General features: G+C 71.5%; 11 protein-coding genes. 3 read left to right on the top strand and 8 right to left on the bottom strand.

Features of this window, described 5'->3' with window-relative positions; translation table 11 throughout:
* The 7 genes from ligD to ASE14_RS00495 all read right to left on the bottom strand — a co-directional run bounded on the left by ligD (nt 1) and on the right by ASE14_RS00495 (nt 5,973).
* Nucleotides 1-1,020 carry a non-homologous end-joining DNA ligase gene (gene ligD / locus ASE14_RS00525; protein WP_200953235.1) on the bottom strand — a complete coding sequence of 340 codons (1,020 nt, stop codon included), beginning with the start codon at nt 1,018-1,020 and terminating at the stop codon, nt 1-3.
* Between the two features lie 187 nt (nt 1,021-1,207).
* Complete coding sequence (locus ASE14_RS00520; protein WP_056649271.1) at nt 1,208-1,498, bottom strand: DUF2277 domain-containing protein; 291 nt, start codon at nt 1,496-1,498, stop codon at nt 1,208-1,210.
* A 38-nt stretch (nt 1,499-1,536) separates the two neighbouring features.
* A complete protein-coding gene (locus ASE14_RS00515; RefSeq protein ID WP_056649269.1) occupies nt 1,537-2,322 on the bottom strand; it encodes a 1-acyl-sn-glycerol-3-phosphate acyltransferase in 786 nt (261 codons plus the stop codon).
* Between the two features lie 29 nt (nt 2,323-2,351).
* Complete coding sequence (locus ASE14_RS00510; RefSeq protein ID WP_056649267.1) at nt 2,352-2,858, bottom strand: nitroreductase family deazaflavin-dependent oxidoreductase; 507 nt, start codon at nt 2,856-2,858, stop codon at nt 2,352-2,354.
* A 55-nt stretch (nt 2,859-2,913) separates the two neighbouring features.
* The gene (locus ASE14_RS00505) at nt 2,914-3,975 is read right to left on the bottom strand and encodes a YihY/virulence factor BrkB family protein (RefSeq protein WP_082599859.1); all 1,062 of its coding nucleotides are present in this window, start codon (nt 3,973-3,975) and stop codon (nt 2,914-2,916) included.
* A gap of 118 nt (nt 3,976-4,093) precedes the next feature.
* Nucleotides 4,094-5,002 (bottom strand): lytic transglycosylase domain-containing protein, encoded by a 909-nt coding sequence (locus ASE14_RS20870; protein ID WP_200953234.1) that lies wholly within the window; start codon nt 5,000-5,002, stop codon nt 4,094-4,096.
* 191 nt (nt 5,003-5,193) lie between these two features.
* Nucleotides 5,194-5,973, bottom strand: coding sequence for a hypothetical protein (locus ASE14_RS00495; RefSeq protein WP_056649258.1), 780 nt, complete (start codon nt 5,971-5,973; stop codon nt 5,194-5,196).
* Nucleotides 5,974-6,310: 337 nt separating this feature from the next.
* On the opposite strand from ASE14_RS00495, the gene ASE14_RS00490 reads away from it, so the two are divergent.
* The 3 genes from ASE14_RS00490 to ASE14_RS21055 are packed head-to-tail and all read left to right on the top strand — an operon-like array spanning nt 6,311 to nt 9,626.
* Nucleotides 6,311-6,835, top strand: coding sequence for a hypothetical protein (locus tag ASE14_RS00490; RefSeq protein WP_082600115.1), 525 nt, complete (start codon nt 6,311-6,313; stop codon nt 6,833-6,835).
* The gene (locus tag ASE14_RS00485; RefSeq protein ID WP_056649250.1) at nt 6,832-8,796 is read left to right on the top strand and encodes an ATP-binding cassette domain-containing protein; all 1,965 of its coding nucleotides are present in this window, start codon (nt 6,832-6,834) and stop codon (nt 8,794-8,796) included. Before ASE14_RS00490 ends, ASE14_RS00485 begins: the two co-directional genes overlap by 4 nt.
* Entirely contained in the window at nt 8,793-9,626 is an 834-nt protein-coding gene (locus ASE14_RS21055; protein WP_056649247.1) for a hypothetical protein, read from the top strand. Before ASE14_RS00485 ends, ASE14_RS21055 begins: the two co-directional genes overlap by 4 nt.
* Here ASE14_RS21055 and metH read toward each other — a convergent pair.
* A complete protein-coding gene (metH, locus tag ASE14_RS00475) occupies nt 9,623-13,195 on the bottom strand; it encodes a methionine synthase (protein WP_200953268.1) in 3,573 nt (1,190 codons plus the stop codon). The genes ASE14_RS21055 and metH overlap by 4 nt on opposite strands.
* Nucleotides 13,196-13,355 lie beyond the last annotated feature (160 nt).

Raw genomic sequence — 13,355 nt, 5'->3', positions numbered from 1 at the left:
TCAGGGCTGCTGGCGGGCTCGGCTGGGCTGCACGCGCATCGGCTCGCCGGGCATCTTCGGGAAGTCGGGCGGGAACGGCAGTTCGCCGAGGCCGTCGTCGAGATCGCGCTGCCACCACTCGAGCAGCGTGTCGATGCGGCCGGGCGACACGTGCATGTCGTGCCACGGGTCGCCGACCCGCTGCAGTCGCTCCGGCACGGTGCGCACGGTGTGATCGCCGGGATCCGTCGAGGCGAGCTCGTCCCACTCGAGCGGGCACGACACCGAGGCCTGCGGTAGCGGGCGCGGGCAGTACGCCCCCGCCATGGTGCGGTCGCGATTGGCCTGGTTGTAGTCGATGAAGATGCGGTCGCCGCGCTCCTCCTTCCACCAGTTGGTGGTGACCTCGTCGGGCATGCGCCGTTCGAGTTCGCGGCCGAGTGCGATGACGGCGTGCCGAACGTCGAGGAACTCGTGCTCGGCCTCGATGGGCGCGAAGACGTGGATGCCGCGACTGCCCGAGCTCTTCACGAACGCGGTGAGGCCGACCTCGCCGAGCAGCTTCCTCAGTTCCACCGCGACGGGCACCGCCTCGGCGAACCCCGTGCCCGGCTGCGGGTCGAGGTCGATGCGCAACTGGTCGGGGAAGTCGGCCCTCTCGGCCCGCGACGCCCACGGGTGGAACACGATCGTGTTCATCTGGGCCGCCCAGACCGCGCCGGCCGGCTCATCGATCACGAGCTGCGGATGGGTGCGCCCGCTCGGGTAGGTGACCGGCACGGATCGCACCCACTCGGGTGCGCCCTTCGGCGGGTTCTTCGAGAAGAACTGCTCGCCGTCGACCCCGCCGGGGAAGCGCTGCAGCGACACCGGGCGATCGCCGTTCGCCTCGACGAACGGCGCGCCGACGGCGACGAGGTACTCGGCGAGCTCGAGTTTCGTGATGCCGGCTTCGGGCCAGATCACGCGCGATGGGCTCGAGATCCGCACATCGCGATCGCCGTGCGGACCGGGGACGGTGAGAGTGACGGCATCGGCCATGGAGGCGACGCTACTCCCCCTGCACGTGCGACGTCACGCGTGCGACGTCACGCGGGCTGCGACGTCACCGAGGCGACGCTACTCCCCCTGCACGTGCGACGTCACGCGTGCGACGTCACGCGGGCTGCGACGTCACCGAGGCGACGCTACTCCCCTCGCGGGCGCGGCACCCCGGCGCCCCGCGGCGTCACGCGATCTGCGCCGTCGCCTGGGTCGCGTACCGACGCGCCGACCGTTCACGGGCCTTCGCGGCCTCCTCCTCGCGATTCTTCGGCGGCGCGGCGGTCACGAGGTCGTCGAGCAGGTGACGGGTCACGTGCGCGATCTCGGCCACGGCGCGGTCGAACGCCTCGGAGTTGGCCTTCGACGGCTTCGTCGATCCGCTCACCTTGCGCACGAACTGCAGCGCGGCCGCGTGCACCTCGTCATCGGTGGTCGCCGGTTCGAAATTGTGGAGGGTGTGGATGTTCCTGCACATGCCACGAGCCTAACCCGCGGCGTCGAGGATGTCTCGGCTCAGCTCTGCTCACTGCGGGCGGCGCGAGCCGCTTCGCGGGCGGCATCCCGAGCCGCATCGGCGGCTGCAGCCTCTTCGGGAGTCGGTGCCGTGCCGCCGAGCGACCTCGGCTGCCACCACTTGCCCGTACCGTCGACGGGGTACTCGGCCTGCAGCCGATCGACCATGCGCTGCAGTGTCGCACGCAGGCGTTCGGTCACGGTGTGCGGGTCCTCGTCGGCGGTGACCGCGATCGGCTCGCCGAACGCGAAGCTCACCGGCACGCCGAACCGCTCGAAGAACTTCACCTTGCGGCCCTTGGTCATCAGCCGGTGGCCGCCCCAGACGGCGATCGGGATGATCGGCACGCCGGCCTCGGCCGCGAGACGGGCCGCGCCGGTCTTGAGCTCGCGCACCGTGAACGACGCGCTGACACCCGCCTCGGGAAAGACGCCCAGGAGCTCGCCGTCGCGGAGGGCGGCCACGGCCTTCGCATAGGCGGCGGCGCCCGCCTTCATGTCGACCGGGATGTGCTTCATGCTGCGCAGCATCGATCCGAGGACCGGCTTGTCGAACACGCTCTGCTTGCCCATGAAGCGGATGCGACGTCGGTTGGCGAGCCACGTCGCCCACTCGACGAGCGCGAACTCGAAGTAGCCGAAGTGCGTCATCGCGAGCACCGCACCGCCGGTCGTCGGCACGTGCTCGGCGCCGGCCACGTTGCGCTTCAGCCCCCAGAAACCGAAGAGCGCGCGCCCGGCGACGATCGCCGTGCTGTAGATCGGGTCACTCGGGCGTCGCGTCATGGCTCAAGCGTAGGCCTCAGGGCTGGGCGTCACATCGACGCGTGATGCGGGTCGGCGACCGGCTGCAGCCGGAACAGCCGAACCACCCGGCCCGACTCCCGCTCGTAGGCGCGGTAGCCCGGCCACTGCGCCTCGATGCGCGCCCATGCCGCGTCGCGCTCGTCGTCGCCGATCGTGCTCGCCACCACCGGCATCCGCCGCCCACGCACGGTGATCGCGGCGTCGGGGTGAACGAGCAGGTTGTACGTCCAGCCGGGGTGCCGGTCCCGGGCGAAGCTCGTCCCCGCGATGATCGCCCGCCCGCGCCCGTCGGGCGTGTACATGAGCGCGGTGTCACGCGGCTCCCCCGTCTTCGCGCCCGTGGTGTGCAGCACGAGCGAGGGCACCAGCAGGGCGCTCAGCTGCACCCGGCCACCGGATGCCGCGCCGATCAGCCGCTCGACCGGCGGGAGCACGCGCGGGGCGCACCAGCGGAAGAGGCGGGTGCGGGTCAGCGGCGACACCACGGAGCGGACGAGCTGCAGCACGATCGACATCCACCCATTCTGTCGTGCGAGGCGTGCCGCGTCACGGGTCGGTGCCAGGACCGCCTCACGAACCGCTCGCGCGCTCCTTCTCGACGGCCTCGCGGGCGGCGACGAGTTCGGCCGCGGCATCGCCCGCCCGCCGTTCGGCCCGCTGCATGCGCCTGATCGCCATCGTCGGGGCGCCGTAGCGCGCTCGCACACGATCGTGCTCGTCGTCGACACCGGTCACGATGTAGGCCGCGGCCATGAGGATGACCTGGCTCGAGAGGTTCAGCCAGATGAGCAGGGCGATGAGCGAGCCGAACGAGGCGAGCAGCGGATTGCTCGTCGCGCCGCCGACGAAGAGGCTCGAGAGCACCTGCAGCACCGAGAGCCCGACCCCGCCGAGCAGCGCACCCGTCCAGAGCGAGCGGGCGCTCGGGCGCATGCCGGACAGCACGCGGAACATGACCGCGATCAGGAGCGTGTCGATCGCGAAGATCACGGCGATCGAGACGAACCGGGCGGCTGCATCGAAGACCATGTCTCGGCTCGAGATGCCGAACCAGCCGAGCAGTGTGCCGAGGGCGGTCGTGCTGAAGACCGTCACCAGGGCGGCGGCGGCGAACGCCGCACCGAATCCGATGGCGAGGAGCAGATCGCGCAGGAGCACCCACACGAAGAAGGTCTGGTCGTCGGCCTGGTCGCCGAGCCGGCGGAACGCCGTGCGGAGCGAACCGATCGCACCGATCGCGGCTCCCACGAGACCCACTAGGGCGAGGATGCCCGCGATGCTGAGCGTCAGCGGCTGCACGACGTCCTCGGGCGCGATCAATCCGTCTTCGCCGAAGAGCCCCGGGATCGCGGTGTCGACCGTTGCGACGAGCGCCTTGAGCGCATCGGGATTCCCGGCCAGCCACATGCCCGCGATCGCGAAGCCGAGGAACACCCCGGCGAAGATCGAGAAGAGCACGCGGTAGGTGACGCTGTCGGCGAGCATCGCCCCATGGCGTTCGAGATAGAGCAGGAACGCCCGCGCGGGCTTCAGCTCGAGCGCCCAGGCCGTGACCCGGGTGCCGAACGCGACGAGCCCGGCGAACGGCCCCTGCTTCGAGGACTTCCCGGCGTCGCCTCCGTGCTCGCTCATGTCGTCAGGCTACCGAGACGCGGATGCCGCGGGCGGGCGAGCGCGCCGGTGGAACGACGAACGGCGGCGACACCGGGCGCGAGCCCGACGTCGCCGCCGTTGGATCAATCGGTCGGGGTCAGTACCAGCCGGCCGACTCCGAGTGGTCCCAGGCGCCGCACGGCGTGCCGTAGCGGCCCGCGATGTACCCCAGGCCCCAGGTGATCTGGGTCGCCGGGTTGGTCTGCCAGTCGCTGCCGGCCGTGCCCATCTTGCTGCCGGGCAGGGCCTGCGGAATGCCGTAGGCGCCGCTCGAGGAGTTCGATGCGTAGACGTTCCAGCCGGACTCGCGCTGCCAGAGGGAGACGAGGCAGCCGAACTGGTCGTCGCCCCATCCGTACATGGAGGCCATCAGGTCACGGGCGATCGCCTGGGCGCCGCTGGGGTTCGACGGTCCGGTCGGACGCGACCCGGTCGAGGGCGCCGTCGGCTTCGCGGCCTCAGCCGCAGCAGCTGCGGCGGCCGCAGCAGCTGCAGCAGCAGCCTGCTCGGCGGCGACGCGGTCGGCCTCGGCGATAGCGGCCCGAACCGGCTGGGCGTGCGCCTCGGTGCGGTCGGCGAGTTCGAAAACGCGCTCGGGCGTGAGGAGCCGGTAGTTGCCGAGTGCGGCGACCGAGGAGGAGAGCTCCGTGGCATCCGCCTTGCCCTGCGCTGAGACGAGCGTGTCGTTCGCCGCGGCGAGGGTGTCGTTCGCGGTCTTGACCGCGCGGGCCTCGAGGATGCCGGCGTGCGAGCCGAGTTGTTCGACATCGAGGTTCGCGGCGTCGCGCAGGGCGTCGGTCTCGGCGATGCTGTCGTTCGTGGCGGCGACCGCGGACTGCACCGCGAAGCCGGTGCCGACCATCGCCCCGATGGCGACGACGGCCCCGGCCGCGAGGATCGGACCGCTCCTCCAGAGGGGGCGGTTGCGGCGCGACCGTGGGCGGAGTGCTTCGGTCTCGCGGACTTCGGACGTACTGGTTTCAGAAGGAGAAGACTGGTTCTGCATGACTTTCACGAGGCGGATCGCCGTGGCGCATGGCGCTGGACGACCCTTGTTCGACGTTCCACGGGCGGGGGCGCCCGGGCGAAGTGGCCAGTCTGCCGAGGCCTTCTGGACAGAACCTCAGCTTCTCCTGTGAAAGTCATCCATATCGGTGCCCCCTGCGCCCCGCTGATGTCGTCGCCGCGGCGGCGGACTCAGTACCAGTTGTTCGCCTGGAAATGGGCCCACGCCCCGCAGGGCGTGCCGTACCTTCCGGCCACGTACCCGAGTCCCCACCTGATCTGCGTGGCCGCGCTCGTCAACCAGTCCGCGCCGGCCGACGCCATCTTGCTGCCGGGCAGGGCCTGAGGAATCCCGTAGGCCCCTCCCGGGCTTCCGGCGGTGACGTTCCAGCCTGATTCCTTGTTCCAGAGGGCGACGAGACAGCCGAACTCGTCGTCCCCCCAGCCATAGCTCGCCGCCATCATGTCGCGGGCGATGAGCTGCGCTTCGCTCGGATTCGCCGGCGCCGCCGGCGCAGGCCCACCGCTCGCGGGCGGGGTCGCTGCATCGCGCTCCGCCGCGGCCCGTTCGGCGGCAGCACGCTCGGCCGCCGCCTGCTCGGCGGCGACGCGATCGAACTCGGCGACAGCGGCCTGCACGGTCGCGGCATGGGCGCGCGCGGCGTCGGCGAGGACGAAGACGCGTTCGGGGGCGAGGAGCTCGAACGACTGCAGTGCGGCGACGGATGCCTCGAGGTCGGCAGCATCGGACTTGCCGTTCGCCGCGGCGATCGCCGCCTCCGCGGTGGTGAGCGCGTCCGACGCGTCCTGCGTGGCACGTGCCGTGAGGATGCCCTCGTGCGCGCCCAACTGGCTCGCGTCGAGATCGGTCGACGCCGAGAGCTGCGCGGTCTCCGCGATGGCCGATGCGCGATCCGCATCCGGCGCGTCCGCGATGACGCCGGTGCCCGCCACCGCCGCGAGGCCGAGCACCGCGGACGCCGAGGCGACCGACCGCCAACGGCGTGTCGGTGGGCGTCTGCGGGCAGAACCTGGTCCGGTCGATCCGCCTGTCGTGGGCCGTGCGGTGGTCGAGACTCCGGACGCTGCGCTCATGCTTCTCCCCAGCGGGGGACGCGACGCACCGGCCGATCCCCCATCGTGCGACGATCCGCGAGCGTCTTCCGCCCGCGGGAAGTTGCCAGTCCCGACAGACTAACCGAAGGGTTCCTCGGATTCGCAAGCCCTTCGTGACAGGTGTCATCAGCGCCGATGTCACGCGACTTCACGCGACGACGCCGCGGATCGCCCCGTGGGTAGGGTGGTCGACGTGCGATCCCCCCTCCTCTCCGTCCTCTTCGTCGGCGTGCTCGCCCTCAGCGGCTGCGCCGCGTCGACGCCGGCTCCGACCGCCGAATCGACGCCTGCGCCGGCGACGGCGGCGGCCGCCTCCGACTGCGACGGCGTCGGCGTCGTCGTCGACTTCGGCACGCTCGACGGCGAGGGGGTGTCGGCCTGCGTCGACGCGACCTCCGATATCGCCGCATCGTCGGCGCTCGACGAGGCCGGCGTCAGCACCGAAGGGTCGGTGGAGTGGGGCGATCAGATCGTCTGCCGCGTGAACGAACGCCCCGCCGTCGACGAGACCGTTGAGGTCGAGGGCGAGGCCTCCTTCGTCGAGTCCTGCCAATCGATGCCACCGGCGTACGCGTACTGGGCGCTCTGGGTGAAACCCGCCGCCGATGCCGAGTGGGAGTACGCCCAGGAGGGCCTCGGCACCCTGCAGCTCGAGCCCGGCCAGAGCGTCGGCCTCGTCTACACGACCGGCACGGAGACTCCGACCCCGGCGGGATGATGCGGTTCCGCGCGGCACCACTGCGGGCGGCGGCGATCGTCGCGGCCGTCTTCGTGGTGTCGCGCGTGGTCTACCGCATCGTGTTCGGGGGCGGCTCCGGCGGCGGAGCGCTGCTCCTCGACCTGCCGCGAGTCGCCCTCGACGGTCCCTTCGCGCACATCGTGCTCTTCGGCCCGATCACGAGCGGCGGCATCGGGAACGCCGCACTCAGCGCCCTCCCGTTCGCGGCGCTCATCCTCGCGTTCGGCGTGCTGAACGCGCTGATCGACGTGCAGCGGCTGTTCGTCCGCGGGTCGACTCGCGGACCGGTGCGCGCCGTCTCCCGAGCGCTCGTCATCGCATGGGCGACGGCTCCCGCACTGGCCCAGTCGGTGAGTCGGATGCGCCGGGCGGCCGCCCTCCGCGGCGAACGCGGGCCCGCCGCGCTGCTCGTGCCCGTCTTCGAGCACACGATCGAGCGCGCGCTCGCCCTCGCGGCGTCGATGGAGGCGCGCGGGTTCGCGGCATCCGCTCGGCCGGACGCCGACCCCGCACGGCCGGTCGCACTGGCCGATGCCACGCTCGACCAGGGCGAAGGATGGCGACTCGACACCGGCGACCTCGCACTGGCGCCCGGCAGCCTCACCGTGGTCGTCGGCGCGACCGGTTCGGGCAAGTCGAGCCTGCTCGACGCGATGAGCGGGCTCTTCCAGCACTTCGAGGGCGGACGGCAACGCGGGCGCATCGAGATCGGCGGACTCGAACGGCGCGAGTTCCCGCCGCGCGAGACGGCCGGATTCGTCGGGGTCGTCGCCCAGCAGGTCCGACTCTCATTCGTGGCCGAGACGGTGCGCGACGAGATCGGCTTCTGCCTCACGACACAGGGCCTCGACGCCGCGCTCATCGACGAGCGCGTGCGGCAGACGGCCGGCGAGCTGGACATCGCCCGGCTGCTCGAGCGGCCGGTCACCGCCCTCTCGGCCGGCGAGGCGACACTCGTCGCGATCGCCGCAGCGCTCACCTGCCGCCCGGCGCTGCTGCTCGTCGACGAACCGCTCGCGGAGCTCGACGACTCCGCACGACTCCGCGTGTGCGCAGTGCTCGACCGGGTCGCGCACGAGTCGGACACCTGCGTGGTGATCGCCGAACACCGCACCGACGAGTGGCAGGGCATCGCCGATGCCTGGCTCGAGATCCGCGGGGCCCGGCTGATCGCGGCATCCGGTCCGCCCGAACCCGCGCCCGACGAGCTCGCACCGACCGGGATCACGGCGGCGCTCGCCAGTCGGGCGGGGTCGACGCCGGGGCATCCGCTCGCCTCGGTTCGCGGTCTCGAGGTGCGCCACGGCGACACGATCGCGGTGCGCGAGGCGAGTCTCGCCCTCCTCCGAGGCGAAGTGGTCGCGATCGAAGGGGCGAACGGGGCCGGCAAGAGCAGCCTGCTGGGCGCCCTGGCGGTGCCGGATGCCGCAGGCCGCGTGTCGATCGACGGCGTCGACGTCGCGACGCTGAGCGCGAAGGAGCGCCGCGGTGCGATCACCCTTGTGCCGGAACGATTCGACGATCTCTTCTTCAGCACGACGGTCGCCGGTGAATGCCATCGTGCCGATCGCACGAATCGGCCGCCCGTGTCCACCGCAGACACGTTCCTGCGCCTGCTCGGCCGGCCGCGCCCGGCGGCGGCCATCGACGAACTGCTGCTCCGCCATCCGCGCGACCTGTCGGCGGGCGAGCGCCTCTGCCTCGCGATCGCGATCCAGCTGGCACCGTCGCCCGCGGTGCTCCTCGTCGACGAACCGGCGCGCGGGCTCGACGCCGACGCACGGCGTCTCGTGGGCGAGGCGCTCGTCGCCGTCGCGGGCTCCGGGCGGGCGGTGCTCTTCGCGACGCACGACCGTGCGTTCGCCGGGCGATTCGCGAGCCGGGAACTCCGCATCGACCGTGGCGTCGTCACGGCCTCCGCGGCGGAGGCACGCGCATGACCGTCACGGGCCTCCTCCCCGACCGGCGCGGGCTGGGCACCACCGTCGCCCTCGCCGCCGGAAGCGCACTCGCCCTCGCCGCGTTCTGCTGGCCGCTCGTCGCCGCGGCGGTGCCGGCCGATGCGCAGCGCGCCGCCCCGTTCGTCGCGTTCGCAGTGCTGCCGGCGGTCATCGCCGTCGTGCTCGCCGTGCTCGACCGTCAGATGCACTCGGCGAAGGCGGTCGCCCTCCTGGGCGTGCTCGCGGCGATCGGCGCGGGCATCCGCATCGCCGGCGCCGGCGTCGGCGGCATCGAGGCGGTGTTCATCCTGCTGATCCTCGCCGGGCGGGCGTTCGGAGCACGCTTCGGCTTCCTCCTCGGCATGCTCACGATCGCCGTCTCGTCGGTGCTCTGGGGCGGCTTCGGGCCGTGGACGCCGTTCCAGATGTTCGCGTGCGCCTGGATCGCCGCGGGAGCCGGTCTCCTGCCGGTGATCAGCCCGCGCGCGGCCACGGCCGCGGCGGTGCGCCGTGCGCGCGTGCTCGAGATCGCGATGCTCGCCGCCTACGGGGTCGCCGCGTCGTACGCCTTCGGGCTCCTCATGAACCTCTGGTTCTGGCCGTTCGCCGTCGGCACGAGCACCGGCATCTCCTACGACGGCACTGCCCCGATCGGCGAGAACCTCGCCTCGTTCGCCGTGTACTCGCTCGTCACGTCGACCCTCACGTGGGATACCGTGCGCGCGGTGACGACCGTGATCGGCATCGTCGCGATCGGCCCGGCCGTGCTCTCGGCATTGCGGCGCGCCAAGGCGCCGGCACCGGCCCCGACGACGACGCCGCGCCGTTAGACGGAGAAGTACTTCGCCTCGGGGTGGTGGAAGACGAACGCGTCGGTCGACTGCTCGGGGTGCAGCTGCAACTCCTCCGAGAGCACGACGCCCATGCGCTCGGGCCTCAGCAGCTCGACGACCTTGCGGCGATCCTCCATGTCGGGACACGCGGGGTAGCCGAGTGAGAACCGAGCGCCGCGGTAGTGGAGCTTGAAGAGCCCCGCGACGTCGTCGGGGTCCTCGCCGCCGAGTCCGAGTTCGTCGCGCACCCGGGAGTGCCAGTACTCGGCGAGGGCTTCGGTGAGCTGCATGGCGAGGCCGTTGAGCTCGAGGTAGTCGCGGTAGCGGTTCTCGGCGAAGATCTTCGCGGTCGCCTCGCTGACTCGCTGCCCCGCGGTCACGAGCTGCACGGCGACGACGTCGACCTGACCCGAGTCGCGCGAGCGCACGAAGTCGGCGAGGCAGAGGTGACGATCGCGTCGCTGGCGCGGGAAGTGGAATCGCAGCCGGTCGCCGCCGATCGCACCGCCCGAGCCGCCGTCGGGTGCGAGCAACCCCGCGGCGCCGAGTCGGCCGTCGAGGTCGTCTCCGTGGTGGAGCACGACCATGTCGTCGCCGTCGGCGACGACCGGGAAGTAGCCGTACGCCACCGAGGCGTCGAGCAGCCCCTCGGCGAGGATGTGGTCGAGCCAGTAGCGCAGTCGCGGGCGGCCCTCGGTCTCGACGAGTTCGTCATAGCTCGGCCCGTCATCGGCGCGGCTCGGCTTCAACCCCCACTGGCCCATGAACGTGGCGCGTTCGTCGAGGAACGCGGAGTATTCGGCGAGCGCGATGCCCTTGACGATGCGGGTACCCCAGAACGGCGGTGTCGGCACGGGGTTGTCGGCCGCGACATCCGATCGCGCCGGCATCTGCTCGGGCTCGGTGACGGTCAGGAGCCCCGGTCGGTGGATGCGCTTCTTCAGCGGAGGCAGGCCGACAGTCCCGGGGTCGGCTCCGCGGGCGATCGCCACGAGCGGCTCCATGAGGGCGAGCCCTTCGAAGGCGTCGCGGGCGTAGCGCACCTGCCCGTCGAAGATGCCCGCGAGGTCGTCTTCGACATAGGTGCGGGTCAGGGCGGCGCCGCCGAGGATGACGGGCCAGCGCTTCGCGAGCCCCCTGGCGTTCAGCTCCTCGAGGTTCTCCTTCATCACCACGGTCGACTTCACGAGCAGGCCCGACATGCCGATCACGTCGGCGTCGTGCTCCTCGGCCGCCTTGATGATTTCGGCGATGGGCTGCTTGATGCCGAGGTTGATCACCTCGTAGCCGTTGTTCGAGAGGATGATGTCGACGAGGTTCTTGCCGATGTCGTGCACGTCGCCGCGCACGGTGGCGATGACCATCTTCCCCTTGCCGCCGGCGGACGACTTCTCCATGTGCGGCTCGAGCAGGGCCACGGCGCTCTTCATCACCTCGGCCGACTGCAACACGAACGGCAGCTGCATCTCACCTGAGCCGAAGCGCTCGCCGACGACCTTCATGCCCTCGAGCAGGTGCACGTTGATGATGTCGATCGCACTGAGCCCGCCGGCACGGGCGAGGTCGAGGTCGGCCTCGAGCCCCTTCGCCTCCCCGTCGATGATGCGGCGCTCGAGTCGCTCGCCCACGGGCAGCGCGGCGAGCTCGGCGGCGCGGGCATCGCGGATCGCAGCCATGTCGACGCCGGCGAAGAGGTCGAGCATCGCGACGAGCGGGTCGTAGGTGAGGGTGCCCTCGGCGTCGTACTCCCGCCGGTCCCACACGAGGTCGAGGGCGACCTTGCGCCGGTCCTCGGGCACCGAGGCGAGCGGCACGATCTTCGCCGCGTCGACGATCGCGCTCGTGAGCCCGGCCTCGACGGCCTCGTGCAGGAACACCGAGTTCAGCACCGACCGCGCCGCGGGGTTCAGCCCGAACGAGACGTTCGAGACGCCGAGCGTCGTGTTGATGCCCGGGTACTTCGCGGTGATCTGCCGGATCGCCTCGATCGTCTCGATCGCGTCGCGCCGGGTCTCCTCCTGCCCGGTCGCGATCGGGAAGGTCAGGGCGTCGACGATGATGTCGTCGACGCGCACGCCCCACTCGCCGACGAGGGTGTCGACGAGCCGCGAGGCGATGCGCACCTTGTTCTCGGCGGTGCGGGCCTGGCCCTCCTCGTCGATCGTGAGCGCGATGACGGCGGCACCGTGCTCCTTGACGAGCGGCATGATGCGGGCGAAGCGACTGCCGGGCCCCTCGCCGTCCTCGAAGTTCACCGAGTTCACGACCGGGCGCCCGCCGATGAGCTCGAGCCCCGCCCGCAGCACGGCCGGCTCGGTCGAGTCGACGACGAGCGGCAGCGTCGAGGCGCTCGCGAGCCGCGAGACCACCTCGCGGATGTCCGCGACGCCGTCGCGCCCCACGTAGTCCACGCAGACGTCGAGCAGGTTGGCGCCGTCGCGCACCTGGTTGCGAGCGATGTCGACGCAGTCGTCCCACCGTTCGTCGAGCATCGCCTCGCGGAAGGCCTTCGACCCGTTGGCGTTGGTGCGCTCCCCGATCGCGAGGTACGAGCTCTCCTGCTCGAAGCTGACGTGCTGGTAGAGGCTCGCGACACCGGGGTCGGCTTCGATACGGCGAGCGGATGCCTCGGCGCCCCGCAGTCTCGCGACGACGGCGCTCATGTGCGCCGGCGTGGTGCCGCAGCATCCGCCGACGAGGCCCAGGCCGAACTCGCGCACGAACTGCTCGTGCGCGGTCGCGAGCTCCTCGGGAGTGAGCGGGTAGCTCGCCCCGTTCGCGCCGAGCACGGGCAGGCCCGCGTTCGGCATGCACATGACGGGCACGTTCGAGAACTTCGAGAGGTGGCGCAGGTGCTCGCTCATCTCGTCGGGCCCGGTCGCGCAGTTCAGGCCGATCGCGTCGACGCCGAGCGGCTCGAGCGCCGTGAGCGCCGCGCCGATCTCGGAGCCCATGAGCATGGTGCCGGTGGTCTCGACCGTGACCTCGACGAAGATCGGCAGACGCACGCCGGTCGCCGCGATCGCCTGCTTGCAGCCGTTGACGGCGCTCTTGGTCTGCAGCAGGTCCTGCGAGGTCTCGACCAGGAAGGCGTCGGCGCCGCCGCGGATGAGCCCCTCTGCCTGGAGGGCGAACGTCGACTTGAGGTGCGCGTAGCTCGTGTGGCCGAGGCTCGGCAGCTTCGTGCCCGGCCCCATGGAGCCGAGCACCCAGCGCTCCCGGCCGTCGCGCGCCTGCCACGCCTCCGCCCGTTCCCGGGCAATGGCCGCGCCGGCCGCCGCGAGCTCCTCGATGCGGTCGTCGATGCCGTAGTCCGAGAGGTTCGACCAGTTCGCGCCGAAGGTGTTCGTCTCGACGGCGTCGATGCCGGTCTCGAAGTAGGCGTCGTGGATCTGCCCGATGATGTCGGGGCGGCTGACGTTCAGGATCTCGTTGCAGCCCTCGAGCTGCTGGTAGTCGTCGAGGGTCGGGTCGTGCTCCTGGAGCATCGTGCCCATGGCGCCGTCGGCGATGACGACGCGCGCGGCGAGCGCCTCCAGCAGATGGGCGGAGCGCTCGGTTCGCACCGCACCCTCGATGTCGGTCGAGGCTGGGTCCGTCTGCGCTGAGGCCTGAGTCACCCGGCAATCGTAACGATCGCGGGCATCGCGGCCGCTCGTGTGACGGCGGGGGCGTCATGTGCGACAGCGCGGCATCGTTCACAGCGAACCCACAGCGGGCGGACCC

This window comes from Agromyces sp. Root81, assembly GCF_001429165.1.
Taxonomy (GTDB): domain Bacteria; phylum Actinomycetota; class Actinomycetes; order Actinomycetales; family Microbacteriaceae; genus Agromyces.
Note: the sequence above shows the minus strand (reverse complement) of the source record. Positions and strands in the feature narration are given on the sequence as shown.

Coding starts and splice junctions, on each gene's coding strand:
- ASE14_RS00505 (WP_082599859.1), bottom strand. CDS start 3,975: ATGAGCGAGCACGGAGGCGACGCCGGGAAGTCCTCGAAGCAGGGGCCG.
- ligD (WP_200953235.1), bottom strand. CDS start 1,020: ATGGCCGATGCCGTCACTCTCACCGTCCCCGGTCCGCACGGCGATCGC.
- ASE14_RS21055 (WP_056649247.1), top strand. CDS start 8,793: ATGACCGTCACGGGCCTCCTCCCCGACCGGCGCGGGCTGGGCACCACC.
- ASE14_RS00515 (WP_056649269.1), bottom strand. CDS start 2,322: ATGACGCGACGCCCGAGTGACCCGATCTACAGCACGGCGATCGTCGCC.
- ASE14_RS00510 (WP_056649267.1), bottom strand. CDS start 2,858: ATGTCGATCGTGCTGCAGCTCGTCCGCTCCGTGGTGTCGCCGCTGACC.
- ASE14_RS20870 (WP_200953234.1), bottom strand. CDS start 5,002: ATGCAGAACCAGTCTTCTCCTTCTGAAACCAGTACGTCCGAAGTCCGC.
- ASE14_RS00485 (WP_056649250.1), top strand. CDS start 6,832: ATGATGCGGTTCCGCGCGGCACCACTGCGGGCGGCGGCGATCGTCGCG.
- ASE14_RS00520 (WP_056649271.1), bottom strand. CDS start 1,498: ATGTGCAGGAACATCCACACCCTCCACAATTTCGAACCGGCGACCACC.